The sequence below is a fragment of the Acetobacter sp. AC2005 genome (genome assembly GCF_037901235.1).
In the GTDB taxonomy this organism is placed as follows: Bacteria; Pseudomonadota; Alphaproteobacteria; order Acetobacterales; family Acetobacteraceae; genus Acetobacter; species Acetobacter oryzoeni.
In genome coordinates this window covers 2305930-2322500 of the sequence record NZ_CP149625.1, presented here as the reverse complement: position 1 = coordinate 2322500, position 16571 = coordinate 2305930, and the positions used below count along the sequence as shown (strand labels likewise).

The window sequence follows — 16571 nt, the reverse complement described above, 5'->3', positions numbered from 1 at the left end:
CCGGGTTTAATATTTATTCCGGCAAAGGCGTACTTCTAGAAGCCCTTCCCTATAAAGTATTGCGTCAACAGGCTGTTGAGACGGCTTTGCGCCTTTTGGGTATGGGCCTACAGCCGGGAGATCGTGTTGCCATTGTTGCAGAAAGCGATGGTGATTTCGCACGTATATTCTTTGGCTGTCAGTATGCTGGTTTGGTTGCGGCCCCTCTTCCCCTCCCCGTCGCTTTTGGTGGTAAAGAAGCCTACCTAAAAACTCTTCGGGGCATGATCACCAGCGCACAGGCCAGCGCCGTGATTATTCCGCAGATTATCGAAGGCTGGACAGACGAAATTGTAACAGGCTTAGGGCTTGTATTCGCTGGGCCGCCAGCTGAACTGATGGCACGCCCTGTGCCAGATATGCCTTTGCCTGACATTCAGCCAGAGAACCTCTCTTATCTTCAGTTTTCTTCCGGCAGTACACGCTTTCCCATGGGGGTTTGCGTAAGCCACCGTTCCGGCATGGCGAATGTTTCTTCCATTGCGCGCAATGGTTTGCAGGTTAAGGAAACGGGAGACCGCTGCGTTTCTTGGCTTCCCCTCTATCATGATATGGGTTTGGTTGGCTTCTTCCTGACCCCCATGACATGCCAGCTGAGTGTGGACTTGCTGCCAACGCGTGAATTCGCACGGCGGCCGCATGTGTGGCTGGATCTGATCAGCCGCAACCGAGGCACCATCGCTTACAGCCCTTCCTTTGGGTATGAACTTTGCGCACGGCGGCCCGCATCTGAAGGGCTGGATCTTTCCTGCTGGCGAGTTGCTGGCATTGGTGGCGATATGATCCGCGCACATATTCTGGATGAGTTTGCCGCACGTTTTGCTCCTGTTGGGTTTAGCCCCAAAGCATTTGTAGCAAGCTATGGTATGGCAGAAGCCACACTTGCCATCAGTTTTGCACCGCTTGATACTGGCATAGAGACAGATACGGTTGACCTTCCTGCACTGGAAAGCACCGGAATTGCACGCCCTCCAGCCAATGCAGATACACCAAGCCGTACTTTTGTAATTTGCGGCAAAGTTCTACCGGGGCATGAACTGGAAGTCCGGAACAGTTATGGCCGGGTACTAAGCGACCGAGAAGTTGGCACTATTTATGTGCGTGGCCCCAGCCTGATGAGCGGGTACTTCCGCATGCCGGAAGAAAGCAGCAAAACACTGGATGCTGACAACTGGCTAGATACAGGCGACCTAGGCTACATGCTGGAGGGACAGATAGTTGTCACTGGCCGTGCCAAAGACCTGATTATTATTAATGGCCGCAATATCTGGCCGCAGGATCTGGAATGGTCTGCTGAAACGCATATCCCTGTCCTGCGTAGCCGAGACGTCGCCGTTTTCTCGTTGGAAAAAGGTGACCATGAGGAAATCGTGGCCCTTATTCAGTGCCGCGCTTCCGCTACAGATACGCGTGAGAAGCTGAAAGCCGAAGCAACCAGTTTGTTCCGCCGCCTTCATGGCGTGGAAGTTTCTGTTGTATTGGTGCCACCGCACGCGCTGCCACAGACATCTTCAGGTAAACTTACACGCGCCAAAGCCCGCACCATGTATCTGAGCGGTGCGTTTGAGCAGCAGTCTGAAGTCGCCTGACCGGCCTACGGGATTTTATCGCCCCTTTATGAGGAGAAAGGCTGGTCAAACTGGCCTTTTTCACCCATAAGGCGGCACTGCGGGCACAAGCTCGGCATAAAACAAACGCCCTTAAGGGATGAAGGATCCGACATGAGCGAAACCGTTGAAAGCGTTTCCGCGCTGATCATTCAAAAGCTCCTCGCTAACCCGAAGGTTCCGCGTGACATTGATGGTAACTGCAAGATCATGGAAGATCTTGCGTTTGATTCTTTGGCCGTCATGAACTTCGTGATGGAAGTTGAAGACAGCTTGGATGTTTCCATCCCGCTCGACAAACTGGCCGATATCCGGACGATTAATGACCTTGCTGCATGCATTGTCGCTCTGAAAAACAAAGGGTGAGCGTGGATGACATCACTATTTTCCAAATTTGAAGGTACGGCAGGCGCGCTGGGTTCTGTAGTCGCCGTTGGTGGCCGCAACCCTTTTGCTGTTGTTATTGAAAAGCCCGTATCTTCAACTGTTGGAATTATTGAAGGTCGGGAAACGCTTCTTTTTGGCACCAATAATTATTTGGGCCTTAGCCAATCCAAAAATGCTATTCGGGCAGCGCAGGAAGCCGCTGCTGCGTGTGGCGTCGGCACTACGGGCTCGCGCATTGCAAATGGCACGCAGTCCCTCCATCGGCAGCTTGAAAAAGATATTGCCGCATTTTTTGGCCGCCGTGATGCCATGGTATTTTCTACCGGTTATCAGGCCAACTTGGGCATCATCTCCACGTTGGCAGGCAAAGGCGATCATCTGTTTTTAGACGCAGATAGCCATGCCAGTATTTACGACGGTAGCCGCCTGAGTGCCGCTGAAGTTATCCGCTTCCGCCATAATGATCCGGATAACCTTTATAAACGCCTCAAACGCATGGATGGCACACCTGGTGCCAAACTGATTGTGGTTGAAGGTATTTATTCCATGACGGGCAATGTGGCCCCGATTGCAGAATTTGTAGCTGTTAAAAAAGAAACTGACGCATATCTCCTTGTAGATGAAGCCCACTCTTTTGGGGTGCTGGGTGAAAACGGACGCGGCGCAGCTGAAGCCGATGGTGTGGAAGCTGATGTGGACTTTATCGTCGGCACATTTTCAAAAAGCCTCGGCACTGTTGGGGGCTACTGCGTATCCGATCATCCTGAACTGGAATTCGTGCGTCTGAACTGCCGTCCTTACATGTTTACGGCATCCCTTCCGCCAGAAGTTATTGCAGCAACAACGGCAGCCTTGGGCGATATGCAGGCTCATCCAGAACTGCGCAAACAGCTTATGGCCAATGCCCAGCAACTTCATGCTGGATTTGTAGATATCGGGCTGAATGCCAGCAAACAGGCCACCCCTGTTATTGCTGTTACGCTGGAAACAGCTGAAGAAGCTATTCCCATGTGGAACAGACTGCTGGAGCTTGGGGTTTACGTAAACCTCAGCCTTCCTCCGGCAACGCCAGATTCTCGTCCTTTGCTGCGTTGTTCTGTAATGGCCACCCATACGCCAGAGCAAATTGCTCAGGCCATTGCCATATTCCGCCAAGCTGCCGCAGAAGTGGGCGTATCACCCGCACCCACCGCCGCGTAAAATCCTTATTTGCGTTTAAATGCCCCTTGTTGCCATAACCGCCAAACAATTGGTGGCGCTGCCAGCAAGGGGTGTTTTTCTGCAAATGGAGAAAGCGGCACTTCTATTCCGCTATGGCGCTGGACTTTCCAAGCCGCGTAACATGCCCCACCTGTAAAAGTATAAGCTGCCTTAAGCAGGCGCAAAATATTTAAAGGCCGTCCGCAAGATGCACGTAATGCCCATTTTTGAATGGCATGTTGCTTTTGTTCCTGCGGGATTAGCGGCGTTACAATCTGATCTTGAGATGTGTACGGAATGCCTAGCATTTGCCAACACGGCAACAAAAGCTGCGCATAACGCTGAGTATAAGCATCTACAATACTTTGCCCACGGCCTGCTTTTTCAACGCGCAATTCAACCCGATATGTATTGCGGTACAAAGCATTCCAATAATCCAGCACGGTGCCTGAATCTGGGCCAAGTTGAGCTGCCCACCATGCGGCGGCCAATACAGCCCGTATAACACAAGCATGCAATGCGCCTTGGGCCTTACTATCCCGCCACCATACCAACCGAACAGGCTGAGAAAAGCGCGCCCATACCGTGGTATCCAGCGTTTGTGGGCGCGTTAGGGCACGAAACTGCGCAAGAGACAAAATGGCAACTTTGGCCCGTAGAAGATGCTCCCCTACCCTATATTCATGATATTCTACATTAGGGGGTAAAAGAGCATTTGCCAGACAGGAAAGCCTCGTTCTGGGCCAGTCTGCCTGTTTGTCTACGATAATATAAAAATCCAGCAGGGTATCATCTTGAATCCCGCCCCGCAGGCCAGATCCATAAAACAGAACCCCCAATGGTTGTGCATTCCCTAAAAGATTATGCACAAATTCCGTAACCAAAGGGGATACCGGTGTATGCAGTTCTTGCTCTGTAAGGGCAAAAACTTCTTTCTGCCCCACCCGAATACCCTTCATGAACTGCTTTTCCACCAGAACGTTTTAAACATGCACAAAAGAAACCACGGGGCCCGCAGAAATGGTCAAGCAGCCATCTTGCCCCGGGGGCAGAACTTCACCATCCAGAATAAAAGATTGGTCCGTACGCAGTACCAATTCCGTTGCCGAGCCGCTATGATAGGCTGCATCCTGCCGTAGCCATTGCGGTGCTTTTCCGCGCAACAAATTCCAGACTGCACGCCCTAAATGCGGGGGAAAAGCAGCAACATCCAGATAACTAATTCCTCGGTCTGCTTCTTTCAGATTTTGCCAAAATGGCCAGATACCGTGGGGCAACCGATGCAAAGCTGTGCATAAAAACAGAAAATGATTCTGTTCGGGCAATATTTCACCATCACGCTCCACTGTAACTTTTGTGCCTTCCAGCCATCCTCGCCTATGTTTGGGGCTTAGCAACTGCCACGCTGTTACAAATAATGTCGCCATAACAGCGGCATCATGCGAGTAATTTTTCAGGATTTTGGGGTCATGTGCAATTTCAATCCCGCGCCCAAAAGCACCTAAACCGCCAAAAAAGCCTAGAGATGCCTCATTTTTCTGTCCATCCCGCGTGACCACCAAAGGCTGCCTGCGCCGCACATCGGAAAGAAGGCGCCCGGATGCAAGACGAGCTTGCAAAATCTCTAATGCCTCAACCCCGCGCTTACCAAATCCAACATCTGTGGCAATCAGGTTGGTATTGCCAGAGGGCAACACAACAATGCTGGGCCACTGCTCTGGCGGGCAAGAAGAGGTATAAAGTGCGCTCAGAACATTCCCAACTGTGCCATCTCCCCCATCCACAACCAGACAGCTTATTTTTTGCTGTAAAAGGGCATAAACCTGCTGCCGTAATGCAGCATGCGTTCTAGGGGAACAAAACAAGGGCCCCAACATTTTGCCCGCAAGTTCCAGATACCTGGGATCTGCCTTCAAATTCCGACGGCTACGAGGATTGTAAATCAGGGCAAAACGATCGGACATTCAGCACTCTTGCTATAAACAAACAAAAACGCCAGCGCCTTTTGCCCCGGCTACGGGCGATGGTATAAAGGCTGTTATGGCTCTTGTCACATGCCGTGGGGCCATACCCCGTCATCGGAGATGTGTTTTTCTTGTCCTGCGTTCATATCGCCCACCTGTCTGACCCACATCTGCCACTTGTCGGCTTGCCTTCTTTGAAGGAAATCCGCTTCAAGCGCATTCTCAGTTTGTTGTCATGGCAACTGCGGCGCAGGCATTTGCATAAACTACCGGCTTTGCAGGCAGTTATGCAGGATATCCGCCACTTTCACCCAGATATGGTTGCCCTGACAGGGGATATGACCAATCTGGGATTATTGAAGGAATTTCAAAACATACGGCAGTGGCTTTTGCAGCAGGATTTGCCCCCTACACTGCTTATTCCGGGCAATCATGATGCTCTGATCAAAGAGAACAGTGCTGCCAAACAGGCACTCTGGGCCGAATGGCTACATAACGGCACAAAGGCTGAACCGGCGGCCCCTTCACTACTGGTAAAAGATCATATTGCCCTTATTGGGCTAAATACAGCCATCCCCACCCTGCCCTTTCTGGCATCTGGCAAGGCAGGGCAAACCCAGCTTGTGCTTTTGGCGGATCTGTTGCGCCGCACACGCGCTATGGGATTATGCCGGATTGTGTTACTTCATCACCCTCCGACGCAAGGTATTGTCAGCCGCCGCAAAGGGCTGGATGACTTTCAGGCGTTTCAAGATGTATTGCGTGCAGAAGGTGCTGAACTTGTGCTTTACGGGCATTCTCATCGTGCGCAAATCACCCCTATTCCGGGCACAGATATTCTGGCGGTCAGCAGCACCTCCGCTTCTCATATTGCGGATGAACCGGAAAAAAGTGCGGGGTGGAACGCCATTTCCGTGCACAAACAGCCCGATATCTGGCAAATCACCATTCAGCACCGCAGCTTAATGCCGAATGGAAACTTGCAAGACAGCCAGATAAGGCGTGTGTGCAGTATGCATCGCCTTTTGCCCGCAACCTCGCTATGACAGCCCGCATGTTCAATGTGCCTTTTCTGCGCCGGATTGTAGCTTCGCTTCGCCCCGGCACATTAGACCGCTACCTGATCGCTCAGGTTATGCCACCTTTTCTGGTGGCACTGTCTGTTGTGATGATTGCCCTGATACTTGAACGCCTTTTGGTGCTGTTCAACTTGCTGGCAGCGGGCAACAACCACATTGGCATCTTTATTGGCTTGCTGGCGGCTCTGCTGCCTCATTATCTGGGCTTGGCTATTCCCGCAGCGCTCTGCGTAGCGGTGTTTACCGTCATCCGCCGCATGAGCCAGAATGAAGAAATTGATGCCATTAACAGCAGTGGCCTTTCACTGTTGCGGATCACACGCCCCTATATCCAGTTGGGCGTTGTGTTGGGTATCCTTTCCTTCCTGCTTTATGGCTTTATCCAGCCTCACGCGCGGTATGATTTTCGTTCAACATTTTATATTGCCAGCCATACGGGCTGGGCACCGCGTTTGCAGCCCCGCATGTTTGCCAGCCCTTCCTCCCAACTCACCATTGTTGCGGACAAGGTCTCTCAAAGCGGTTCTGATCTGGAAAACGTTTTTATCAGAGATCTATCTGAGCAGCAGGAGCGCGATATTACAGCGCGCAATGGGCATATCCGTATCGGTTTAGATGGAGAAACTGTTCAGATTGATCTGACCAATGGCGTGATTGTTACGGATAAAGGCGATGGCGTGCCCAGTCTGGTCACGTTTGACCATTCAACACGCTACCTTACGCATGCTTCGCACATCTCTCCTTTTCGCACCCGCGGGGAAGATGAGCGAGAACTCACATCTCCCGAACTGGTTGGCCGCCTCATCCGGCATGATCCTTCCATTTCCCGCCCGCATATGCGCTCTGAAGTGCATTTTCGTATGGCACGCAGCCTGACTGTGCCTTTTATTCCGCTTCTGGCGGCTTCTCTGGCACTCATGCGCAAGCGCCAGCGCAACAATGCCGGTCTGCCTCTGGCCTTTATTATTATGGTTGGGTTTGACCACATCATCCAGTTTGGCCACAGCATGGTTGCCACCAAAAAAGCATCGCTCCTGCTTATCTGGGGCCCTGCTTTGGTGTTTATTGTCGGCTGCACTTTGCTGCTGCTTTATAAATCAGGAGCATTCCAGGTCTTAAAAGCCTGGCGTTCCCGCTCATCTGCCCAAAAAGCCCTGCCATGAGCCAATCTTCAAGCATGCCCCGCCACGTTCTTCTCCGCTATCTTTCCATGGCGTTGCTCTCGCGCGTGATTTTTTGCGGTGCCGTTCTTGTCGGGCTTCTTGAAATTCTGGCTCTGCTTGAACAAACCACCCCTATTTTACAACGGCACTTGGGCATCCAGGGTATTCTGAGTTTTGCAGCCATGCGCGCCCCATTTCTGTTGGCAGGTGCGCTTCCATTAAGTGTGCTCATTGGCGCGCTGCTTATGCTCACACAGATGACATTGGCCAGCGAGATTGCCATCCTGCGCGCCTGCGGCCTTTCTACCTTTGGGCTGTATAAATACCTTATCCCCGCCATCTTGGTGATTGGCTTTGCCGGTGTTGTGCTGGATGATCAGGTCATCCCCCGGTCTGAACAGGCATTGGCCGCGTGGTGGAACCGCACAGACCCACACCCTGAAAACGGGCATGCCTTCTGGTTTCATGATGGCAACCGTATTGCCCATATTGGTTATACGTCTGATGGCGGCAATATGCTGACCAAGGTAGATATCTACATCCGCGATGCTAGCGGGCGGCTACAGCAGATTCTCCACGCCCAATCTGCTGACTATACACATACGCGTGGCTGGCTCTTGCACAATGTTGATAGCATTACCGTGGAGGGCGAAAAAACCACACGCCTGCCTTCTGTTCAGGACATGGGGTGGGATACAAACCTGCATCCGTGGGAGTTTATTCGCCTGTCTGCCGAAAATCCGCCGCTTTCTTCCACCACCATTCTGGGCATGTTACGTGGGCGCCTACCATCCCATACCAGCCCCGGTTTTCTGGAGGCTGGGCTGCTTGAACGCTTCTTGCGTCCGGCATCCTTGCTTGTTCTCTTGTTGATTGCGCTGCCTACAATCTATATCCCTCCACGGACAGGAACGCGCAGCTGGGTGCCAGTATGGTGCTTGGGCAGCGGGCTGTTGTTTATTATTGTGCAGGGTATGCTACGCGCAATGGGAAATGCGGGGTTGCTACCACCGGCCATTGCTACCATACCCGCACTGATTATTTTCACACTGGGGGCCATTACTGTGCTCCTGAGGAATGAAACACGATGAGCGGAACGCTAAATAACTCGTCGCTTAAAACCGGGCGCAGCTTTGATCTGGGGAAAATGAACCTCAGGCAGCTTTGGGTGGCATATCTTACCTACCCTACCATCCTGCTCTATTTTGCGCTGGTTATTGCTTCTGCTGCGCTGGCTGCGTACTTTTTTGCAGGCTGGTGGCCAACACTGGTTTCTCTGGTAGCGGTGGTTATTGTGTATCCATTGGTATGGTACTTGCTGCACCGCTACGTGCTGCATGGCCGTATCCTGTATAAAATGAAATGGACGGCCGCTCTGTGGAAGCGCATCCATTTTGACCATCATCAGGACCCGCATCTGCTGGATGTTCTGTTCGGCGCACCCGCTACAACATTGCCGACCATTGGGGCTGTAACCATCCCCATTGGGTATCTTATTGGTGGCATTGGGGCTGCAGCCACAGCATTTGGCACGGGCGTGGCCATTACCTGCATTTACGAATTCTTCCACTGCATCCAGCATCTCAACTACAAGCCACGTGCGAGTTGGATCCAGCGCATGAAAGCACGCCATGTGCTGCACCACTTCCATGATGAAGATGGAAACTTCGGCATCACCAGCTTTGTCGTGGACCGGATATTTGGCTCATATTATCTGGATGCCAAAGCCCGCCCCCGTAGCCCCACGGTTTTCAACCTTGGTTACGATGTTAAGGAAGCCCAACAGTATCCGTGGGTGATGGATCTGACTGGCGCTCCCCCGCGTGATCGCCCCGATGGTGCACGCCCGGCGGAGAACAGGAAAGCGGCATGACCGCTTCCTCCCAAGGCATTACAGCCTTTATTCTGGCGGGCTCCCGCCCCGGCAAGCCAGATCCCGTTGCATTGGCCGGAGGCGTTTCTCACAAAGCGCTTCTGCCTATTGGCGGTGTACCTATGCTTTTAAGGGTGATTGATGCGCTGCAACAGGTGCCTCAAATCACGCGCATTGCTGTTTGCATTGAAAACCCGCAAATTATTGCCTCTATCATTCCTGCAGGAATAGACGTTATTCCGGCGCGCCCTGAAGGCCCTAGCGCAAGCGTGCTGGCTGGCCTTGCACGCTATGGCACCCCTTTGTTGGTGACCACGGCAGATAATGCTCTGCTCCAGCCAAGCTGGGTGCAGGAATTGCTCAGCCAGAGCCACCCACAAGCCGATCTTGCTGTGGCCGTTGCAGCAGAAACAACTATACAGCGAGATGTGCCCCATACACAGCGCACCTATATCCGGCTTGCTGATCTGACTTTTTCTGGCTGTAACCTGTTTTTATTCCGCACCTCTGTTTCTGCACGCGTGGCAGACCTGTGGCGGCATGTAGAGAAAAACCGCAAGCACCCTTTGCGTGTTGCATGGCTTTTAGGGCCAAGTATTTTGTTACGCGCCCTTTGTGGCAAGCTAACACGGCGCGCTCTTTATCAACGCATCTATCGCCTCACCAGCGCGAAAGCGGAGCTTGTTCCGCTTTCTGATGGCCGCGCCGCTGTAGATGTAGATAAACCAACTGATGTTGTGCTGGCAGAAGAACTTGCTGCTAGCCTACCCGCTTGTTCCTTCGCAAAAACACTACAGAAATAAACTTTTTCAGATTTAGACGGGCAGCAGCGCGTGCAATGCGGAAGGAATCTCCGCCATGCTAGCTGCCTGGCCGTCTGCCTGTGCCGCCAATGCGCTGGAACCATATCCCCACGCAGCAAACACAAACTTCACTTCAGCCCCTGTAGCGGCACCATAATCTGGCGGCATATCTCCAATCATAACACTGCGCGCAACCTCTCCACCCGCCTGCTTTATTGTCCCCAATAAATGCGCAGGGTCTGGTTTATGGGCCGCAAAACTGTCACCTCCGCCTATTGCCGAGAAAAGTGATGTCAGGCCAAAATTATCTAAAATACGTCTGGCCGCTACCTCTGGCTTGTTGGTGCATACAGCCAGCAGCCATCCTGCATCTTTCAACTGCTCCAATACCTGCTGAGTGCCGGGGAATAGACGCGAAAGCCGCGTGGCCCGCGGTGTGTAAAGCTCCATAAACTTTTGCACAGCTTCAGACTCCGTAAACGGTAGCGTATAAGGCTGCGCAGTTATGGCCTTCTGCTTTTCTCGTCCGGCATTCAGAACACGTTGTACCAAAGTAGGCACGCCATTGCCTATCATGGTGCGCACGTCTGCATCTGTCAGAGGCGGAAGGTGGCAGATTTCCAGTAACTCCCGGCTACACGCAGCCAGATCTGGCACGGAATCAAGCAACGTGCCGTCCATATCAAAAACAGCCAGACGAGGTGCGGACATGCGGTTTTTCCTTGCCGAGTAAATATCTGAAAACTTTTATGATATTGGCATGTTTGTTTTCCGGTGAGGAGACGTTTGACACATGCCGGAGCTTGGCTTACCGCATGCTCTTATGACGTCTATTTCCGCACCACGTCCTGCCACGGCGGTTCTTCTGGCCGCCGGACTGGGCACCCGCATGAAATCCTCCCGCCCTAAAGCCATGCAATCTCTTGGCGGCCGGCCAATGCTGGCACATCTGCTTGCCAACGCAGCGGAGGTATTTGACAGGCTGGTTGTTGTAATCGGCCCAGATATGGAAGAAGTTGCCGAACTGGCAGCCCCCTACCCGGTGGTTGTGCAGCAAGAACGCTTGGGCACTGCCCACGCTGCCTTACAGGCCGAAGCCTGGTTTGGTGATGGCGATGTGGCTGTGCTGTATGCTGATAATCCTCTGATTTCAGCAGAAACCCTCAACCGCCTGCTAGAAGAACGCCGTAAGCCGAATGTAGGTTTGGCATTGTTGGCAATGCGCCCGGCCGATCCTGCACGCTATGGCCGCGTGGTAGCCCAAGATGGCAATGTAGAACGTATTGTGGAATGGGCAGATGCCACACCAGAAGAGCGCGCGATTGACCTGTGCAATGCCGGTGTATTGTGTGCTGATGCCGTAGATTTCCGCCGTTGGCTCCATAATGTGCGTAATGATAACGCCAAGGGCGAATATTATCTGACAGACGTGGTGGATCTGGCCGTTGCCGATAACGTGCAGGTGCGCGCGGTAGAAGCAGCAGAAGATGAACTGCGCGGCGTGAATTCCCGTGCGGAACTCGCGCAGGCAGAAGCAGCCTTGCAAACACGCCTACGCAATAAGGCCATGGAAAATGGTGTAACTTTGGTTGCGCCAGAAACTGTATTTTTCAGTGCTGATACGCAAATTGAACCCGATGTGTTGATAGAACCAAATGTGTTCTTTGGCCCGGGTGTAACCGTGCAAAGTGGTGCGATTATTCGCGCCTTTAGCTACCTTGAGGGATGCGAAGTGCAGGCCAGTGCGATTATTGGCCCTTATGCGCGCATTCGGGAAGGTACCACCATTGGCACTTCTGCACGCGTTGGCAACTTTGTTGAACTCAAGGCCACCACGCTGGGCGAAGGTTCCAAAGCCAATCATCTGACATATCTGGGTAATGCCGAAATCGGCAGCCGCACCAATATTGGCGCGGGCACCATTACCTGCAACTATGATGGCGTGTTCAAACACACCACCACAATTGGAGACAAAGCCTTTATTGGTTCGGATTCCATTCTTGTGGCACCCGTAAGTATTGGAAACAACGCTTTGGTGGCAGCAGGCAGTGTCATTACACAAAATGTGCCAGATGAAGCTTTGGCTTTTGGTCGGGCGCAGCAGGTGAATAAAGCTGAAATGGGCAGGCTTTTCAAAGAGCGCCTGCAAGCAAAAAAGGAAAATGGCTGATGTGTGGGATCTGCGGCGTTGTTGGCCGAAGGCATGCCACCCCTATTGTTTTTGAAGGTTTGCGCCGGTTGGAATATCGGGGCTATGATTCCGCAGGTATTGCTACATTAGTAGATGGGCGTGTTGAACGCCGCCGTGCAGCAGGCAAGCTGGATAACCTTGCTGGACTGCTCAAAAAATCTCCACTGCCCGGCACTACCGGTATTGGCCACACACGCTGGGCCACACATGGTGCCCCCACTGCATGCAATGCTCACCCTCATGGTACCGAGCGCGTGGCTATTGTGCACAATGGTATTATCGAAAACTTTGAAACCCTGCGCCGTGAATTGGAAGCTGCTGGTCAGGTTTTTGAAACAGAAACCGATAGTGAAACTATTGCTCTATTGGTTGATTACCACCTGCAGCAGGGTCTGGAACCCAAGGAAGCCGCACTTCGTGCACTGCGTCGCCTAGAAGGCGCATATGCCGTTGCCATGATTTTTGCTGGCCATGAAGGGCTGATGATTGGTGCCTGCCACAGTGCTCCTCTGGCTGTAGGCTTTGGCGATGATGAAATGTTTCTGGGCTCCGATTCACTGGCTCTGGCACCGCTGACCCGCCGCATCGCCTACATGGAAGATGGTGATTGCGTTGTTATCACCCCCAAGGGTGCAGAATTCATGACCTTTGATGGTGCGCCAGTTGAACGCACCATTCAGCTCACCGCCTTGGCTGCCGGTTCCATCGGTAAAGATGGTTACCGCCATTACATGGAAAAAGAGCTGCACGAACATCCGTTGGTAATCGGCCAGACCTTGCAGCGCATGGTGGACCCGGCTTCTCGCCGCGTTATTTTGCCTGAACTGCCTTTTGATCTGGCAGAAGTGCCGCGTGCCGTTATTACCGCCTGTGGGTCTGCCTTTTTTGCCGGGATGATTGGCCGCTACTGGCTGGAAGAAATTGCCCGCTTGCCCGTGGATATAGATGTTGCCAGCGAGATGCGTTACCGCAATCCACCGCTTACGGCAGGATCCTTGGGGCTGTTGATTTCTCAATCTGGGGAAACAGCAGATACACTGGCAGCCCTACGCAGCCTGCGTGAAAAAGCAATTCACATTGCTTCCGTGCTGAATGTTGAACACAGCACCATGGCGCGGGAAAGCGATGTTGTGCTGGGCACAGTGGCTGGCCCGGAAATTTCTGTGGCATCCACCAAGGCCTTTACAGCTCAGCTAACCGTATTGGCGTGCCTGACCATTGCTACAGCCCGTGCACGCGGCAAGCTGGACACGTTGGCAGAAGAACATCTTGTCAGCGCCCTGTTGGACCTCCCTAGCCGCGCGGCAGAAGTGTTCAACCAGACAGACGCTATTCGCACCATGGCGCAAGTTGTGGTGGAAGCCCGCGATGTTCTGTATCTGGGCCGTGGCAGCATGTTCCCCGTTGCCATGGAAGGCGCGCTCAAGCTGAAGGAAATCTCTTACATTCATGCAGAAGCATATGCTGCTGGTGAAATGAAACATGGACCGATTTCCCTTATCGATCGCACAGTGCCGATTGTGGCTACAGCACCTTCAAACGCATTATTTGAAAAAACGCTTTCCAATCTGCAGGAAGCTAAAGCACGCGGTGGCCGCCTGCTGGTGTTTACGGATACCAAAGGGGCTGAACGTGTTTCTGCCATTGCAGAACAGATGGTGGTTCTGCCCCATGTGCATGATTTTGTAGCCCCCATTCTGCAAACCATTCCGGTGCAGATGCTGGCTTACGAAGTTGCTGTGCTGAAAGGCACAGATGTGGACCAACCACGTAACCTCGCAAAATCTGTGACCGTGGAATAAATACAAAAAAGCCCCTATCTACACAGATAGGGGCTTTTACCATTTATGGCTGCAACTGAGGTTTCCCTTCCAGTTCCACCATAATGTGCCCTATTTTGGGGCTATCCACTTCTATTCTGGTCGCCACCATGCCGATCTGGGGAATATTCTCAAACCAGACACGGCCCTGTTGTGGCTTTCTGGCTTTACGATCTGCGCTGGACAGTTTGAAGCCCTTGATCTGCTGCGCCACAAAATTACAGCGCAGGCCATCTTCTCCCCAATCTTTTGATGCGCCATCTGGCAAAGGTTGCACACCGTCTGTTTGCACCTGCAACGTGCTTAAGCGCACACCATCAAACACCTTCACGGCACCATTGCCACAGCCTTGCCCCTCCTGCACCTTGTGCAAAAGCGCCATCAAAATAGCCACATTATCTACAGCGCCTTTGCGCTCATCTGGCAAAATCTGTTCACGGTCAGTTTCTACAGGCTCCATTGCCTGCACATCCGGCATATCCTGCTTATAGGCAATGGACAGGTGCCGGTTTTTACCGCGAGACCAGCCTGCGCTCTCATAGCTTTCTGGCTCAGGCATGCCACTATTATAAAAATGTCCCTGCGCGCGCAGATTAATATTTGTTTTCATGAAAAGCTGGAACAACCCGCCCGTTTTGCTTTGGGCAGCTACGCTATATTGGTTCCCACTTAGGCGATAAGCACTGTTAATGGTCATAACATGCAGCCCATGTGCATAGACAAAATAACGCACCACTGTTTGCGGGGCAGAAACCGCACCAGCATATGGCGTTGCCAGCATGCCTCCGGCCCCAAGCAACAAACCTATGGCACTGGCTTTGGCAAAACGACGCTTAAATAACAGATGCAAAAAAGACATTAGAAAGTCCCTTTGGAATCATCAGGAAAAATCCTGCCGTTCCCCACGATAACCCAAACGGATAGAAACAGCCTGCGCCAACCCCGCAGCCATATTGCCCAATTGCGCAACCGTGAAACGGCTTAATTCTGTTTGAGGCAGGCTGATGCCAATACCGGCTACCGTCTGCCCGGAATGATCTTTTACAGAGGCAGCAAAGCACCATAGGCCTTCATGCACCTGCTCATCATCTACGGCGTATCCTCTGTCACGAATTTCTGCGATTTCACGCACCAATGTCGTCACGGAGCAAATACCGTTCGGTGTAAGCGGTTCTGACCATGTGGAAACAGGGTTAAGAGCCAGCCATTCTCTGAAAGACGTATCATCCATACCTGCCAGCATGGCATTACCTGTGGCCGTAAATATGGCAGGTAAGCGCATTCCTACCCTAAAAGAGGCCCCAAGCACCGTAGCGCTATTGCGGCAGGCCACATACACAACCTCCGCCCCCTCCAGCATGGTTAGCGTTACTGTAAACGCATCCAGATCGGCACGATTCTCCAGCACATGGTAGAATTCCGTTACCAGATCGCGCTTTTCTGTCACATCTCCGGCCCAGTCCAACAGGCGTGTGCCTAGCCTGTAGCCCTGAGATGCGTTTTTCTCCAGCAGCCCCAACTCCACCATAACAGACAGCAGACCATGCACCGTACTGCGCGGCAAATCGAGCTGGCGCGCCACATCTGCGGCCAAGGGCGGCCTGCTGGAAGCCTTCACCATATCAAGAATACGAACGGCCCGCCGCAATGCGGGAACCGTGTCCTGTGATTTGGACATGCTTTTTCTTATTTTCCTTGTTGACAGAGAGGTCCGATCTCTTCATTATTCCAAATACGGGATCGAGTTCAATATAATGAACAACAAAAATCAGAACCGATCTTGCCGCGCAGAAGATATAGTGGAAGCCTGAAAAACAAGAACCCGAAAACGGGCAGCAGGCTTCCACTTCTTCACCTCGGCATTATGCCGCAAATAAATGCACCAAAATCTCGCTCCCTTTTCCGTCCTGCGCTACAGATAAAGCCTTTCCTGCACCATAGCAGCAAAAGGGCATGAACTTGACCTGTATATATGATTTTAAACTCCCCGCCCTAAATGGAAGCACCCTTGATCTGAGCGCTTATCGGGGGAAACCTGTTTTGGTGGTGAACACCGCATCCAAATGTGGATTTACTCCACAGTACGAAGGTTTGCAGGCTTTATGGACACAGTTCCAAAAAGCTGGGCTGGTTGTTGTAGGGGTGCCAAGCAATGATTTTGGCCAACAGGAACCCGGCACCTCGGAAGAGATTTCGTCCTTCTGCCAAGTCAATTATGGGGTCACCTTCCCTATGGCGGCACGCAGCCCTGTAAAAGGGCCAGATGCTATTCCGCTTTTTAAATGGCTGGATAGTGAGCTTGGTTTTCTGGCACGGCCACGGTGGAACTTCTTTAAGTATCTCACCAACCGTCAGGGAATGCCTGTTGCGTGGTTCAGCTGCCTAACGCCGCCTACATCTGGGCGTGTCAGGCATGCTGTGGAAAATGCTCTTAAATCGTAAAAA

At 52.4% G+C, this 16571-nt stretch carries 16 protein-coding genes (1 of these 16 running past the window's edge); 11 read left to right on the top strand and 5 right to left on the bottom strand.

Annotation, left to right across the window (positions count from 1 at the left end; genetic code table 11):
* From QQM41_RS11120 to spt, 3 genes are all read left to right on the top strand, one after another.
* Positions 1–1628, top strand: the 3' portion of a protein-coding gene (locus tag QQM41_RS11120) for a fatty acyl-AMP ligase (RefSeq protein WP_339077145.1). Its footprint begins 139 nt before the window's first position; only the last 1628 of its 1767 coding nucleotides appear in the window; the start codon falls outside the window, past its left edge; the stop codon is at positions 1626–1628.
* A 132-nt stretch (positions 1629–1760) separates the two neighbouring features.
* Positions 1761–2012, top strand: coding sequence for an acyl carrier protein (locus tag QQM41_RS11115; RefSeq protein ID WP_003625320.1), 252 nt, complete (start codon positions 1761–1763; stop codon positions 2010–2012).
* A 6-nt stretch (positions 2013–2018) separates the two neighbouring features.
* A complete protein-coding gene (gene spt / locus QQM41_RS11110) occupies positions 2019–3233 on the top strand; it encodes a serine palmitoyltransferase (protein WP_339077144.1) in 1215 nt (404 codons plus the stop codon).
* Between the two features lie 5 nt (positions 3234–3238).
* Here the strand turns inward: spt and QQM41_RS11105 are convergent, their stop codons facing one another.
* The gene (locus tag QQM41_RS11105; protein ID WP_339077143.1) at positions 3239–4192 is read right to left on the bottom strand and encodes a hypothetical protein; all 954 of its coding nucleotides are present in this window, start codon (positions 4190–4192) and stop codon (positions 3239–3241) included.
* Positions 4193–4216: 24 nt separating this feature from the next.
* The gene (locus QQM41_RS11100; protein ID WP_339077142.1) at positions 4217–5197 is read right to left on the bottom strand and encodes an acylglycerol kinase family protein; all 981 of its coding nucleotides are present in this window, start codon (positions 5195–5197) and stop codon (positions 4217–4219) included.
* A gap of 95 nt (positions 5198–5292) precedes the next feature.
* On the opposite strand from QQM41_RS11100, the gene QQM41_RS11095 reads away from it, so the two are divergent.
* From QQM41_RS11095 to QQM41_RS11075, 5 genes are read left to right on the top strand one after another with little or no spacing between them, the layout of a single operon-like run.
* A complete protein-coding gene (locus QQM41_RS11095; protein ID WP_339078107.1) occupies positions 5293–6243 on the top strand; it encodes a metallophosphoesterase in 951 nt (316 codons plus the stop codon).
* A complete protein-coding gene (locus QQM41_RS11090; protein ID WP_339078106.1) occupies positions 6240–7439 on the top strand; it encodes an LptF/LptG family permease in 1200 nt (399 codons plus the stop codon). Before QQM41_RS11095 ends, QQM41_RS11090 begins: the two co-directional genes overlap by 4 nt.
* The gene (locus tag QQM41_RS11085; protein WP_339077141.1) at positions 7436–8530 is read left to right on the top strand and encodes an LptF/LptG family permease; all 1095 of its coding nucleotides are present in this window, start codon (positions 7436–7438) and stop codon (positions 8528–8530) included. The genes QQM41_RS11090 and QQM41_RS11085 overlap by 4 nt, the downstream gene beginning before the upstream one ends.
* Positions 8527–9312 carry a sterol desaturase family protein gene (locus QQM41_RS11080; RefSeq protein ID WP_128105556.1) on the top strand — a complete coding sequence of 262 codons (786 nt, stop codon included), beginning with the start codon at positions 8527–8529 and terminating at the stop codon, positions 9310–9312. Before QQM41_RS11085 ends, QQM41_RS11080 begins: the two co-directional genes overlap by 4 nt.
* The gene (locus QQM41_RS11075; RefSeq protein WP_339077140.1) at positions 9309–10115 is read left to right on the top strand and encodes a nucleotidyltransferase family protein; all 807 of its coding nucleotides are present in this window, start codon (positions 9309–9311) and stop codon (positions 10113–10115) included. Before QQM41_RS11080 ends, QQM41_RS11075 begins: the two co-directional genes overlap by 4 nt.
* 12 nt (positions 10116–10127) lie before the next feature.
* Here QQM41_RS11075 and QQM41_RS11070 read toward each other — a convergent pair whose 3' ends face one another.
* Positions 10128–10826 (bottom strand): HAD hydrolase-like protein, encoded by a 699-nt coding sequence (locus tag QQM41_RS11070; protein WP_339077139.1) that lies wholly within the window; start codon positions 10824–10826, stop codon positions 10128–10130.
* A gap of 82 nt (positions 10827–10908) precedes the next feature.
* Here QQM41_RS11070 and glmU point away from each other — a divergent pair, with 82 nt between their 5' ends.
* Both glmU and glmS read left to right on the top strand, forming a co-directional pair.
* On the top strand, positions 10909–12285 hold the full coding sequence (glmU, locus tag QQM41_RS11065; RefSeq protein ID WP_339077138.1) for a bifunctional UDP-N-acetylglucosamine diphosphorylase/glucosamine-1-phosphate N-acetyltransferase GlmU: 1377 nt from the start codon (positions 10909–10911) through the stop codon (positions 12283–12285).
* On the top strand, positions 12285–14108 hold the full coding sequence (gene glmS / locus QQM41_RS11060) for a glutamine--fructose-6-phosphate transaminase (isomerizing) (protein WP_339077137.1): 1824 nt from the start codon (positions 12285–12287) through the stop codon (positions 14106–14108). Before glmU ends, glmS begins: the two co-directional genes overlap by 1 nt.
* A gap of 43 nt (positions 14109–14151) precedes the next feature.
* On the opposite strand, the gene QQM41_RS11055 is transcribed toward glmS, so the two are convergent.
* Positions 14152–14985: a DUF3108 domain-containing protein gene (locus tag QQM41_RS11055; protein ID WP_339077136.1), complete on the bottom strand. Its 834-nt coding sequence runs from the start codon at positions 14983–14985 to the stop codon at positions 14152–14154.
* A gap of 21 nt (positions 14986–15006) precedes the next feature.
* Positions 15007–15804 (bottom strand): IclR family transcriptional regulator, encoded by a 798-nt coding sequence (locus tag QQM41_RS11050; RefSeq protein ID WP_050820052.1) that lies wholly within the window; start codon positions 15802–15804, stop codon positions 15007–15009.
* Positions 15805–16079: 275 nt separating this feature from the next.
* On the opposite strand from QQM41_RS11050, the gene QQM41_RS11045 reads away from it, so the two are divergent.
* The gene (locus tag QQM41_RS11045) at positions 16080–16568 is read left to right on the top strand and encodes a glutathione peroxidase (protein WP_080986820.1); all 489 of its coding nucleotides are present in this window, start codon (positions 16080–16082) and stop codon (positions 16566–16568) included.
* Positions 16569–16571: the final 3 nt, after the last annotated feature.

Bases quoted from the DNA above. Each gene is read 5' to 3' on its own strand.
- spt (WP_339077144.1), top strand. From the start codon at position 2,019: ATGACATCACTATTTTCCAAATTTGAAGGTACGGCAGGCGCGCTGGGT.
- QQM41_RS11100 (WP_339077142.1), bottom strand. From the start codon at position 5,197: ATGTCCGATCGTTTTGCCCTGATTTACAATCCTCGTAGCCGTCGGAAT.
- QQM41_RS11070 (WP_339077139.1), bottom strand. From the start codon at position 10,826: ATGTCCGCACCTCGTCTGGCTGTTTTTGATATGGACGGCACGTTGCTT.
- QQM41_RS11105 (WP_339077143.1), bottom strand. From the start codon at position 4,192: ATGAAGGGTATTCGGGTGGGGCAGAAAGAAGTTTTTGCCCTTACAGAG.
- QQM41_RS11080 (WP_128105556.1), top strand. From the start codon at position 8,527: ATGAGCGGAACGCTAAATAACTCGTCGCTTAAAACCGGGCGCAGCTTT.
- glmU (WP_339077138.1), top strand. From the start codon at position 10,909: ATGCCGGAGCTTGGCTTACCGCATGCTCTTATGACGTCTATTTCCGCA.
- QQM41_RS11090 (WP_339078106.1), top strand. From the start codon at position 6,240: ATGACAGCCCGCATGTTCAATGTGCCTTTTCTGCGCCGGATTGTAGCT.
- QQM41_RS11055 (WP_339077136.1), bottom strand. From the start codon at position 14,985: ATGTCTTTTTTGCATCTGTTATTTAAGCGTCGTTTTGCCAAAGCCAGT.
- QQM41_RS11050 (WP_050820052.1), bottom strand. From the start codon at position 15,804: ATGTCCAAATCACAGGACACGGTTCCCGCATTGCGGCGGGCCGTTCGT.
- QQM41_RS11045 (WP_080986820.1), top strand. From the start codon at position 16,080: ATGAACTTGACCTGTATATATGATTTTAAACTCCCCGCCCTAAATGGA.
- QQM41_RS11085 (WP_339077141.1), top strand. From the start codon at position 7,436: ATGAGCCAATCTTCAAGCATGCCCCGCCACGTTCTTCTCCGCTATCTT.
- QQM41_RS11075 (WP_339077140.1), top strand. From the start codon at position 9,309: ATGACCGCTTCCTCCCAAGGCATTACAGCCTTTATTCTGGCGGGCTCC.
- QQM41_RS11115 (WP_003625320.1), top strand. From the start codon at position 1,761: ATGAGCGAAACCGTTGAAAGCGTTTCCGCGCTGATCATTCAAAAGCTC.
- glmS (WP_339077137.1), top strand. From the start codon at position 12,285: ATGTGTGGGATCTGCGGCGTTGTTGGCCGAAGGCATGCCACCCCTATT.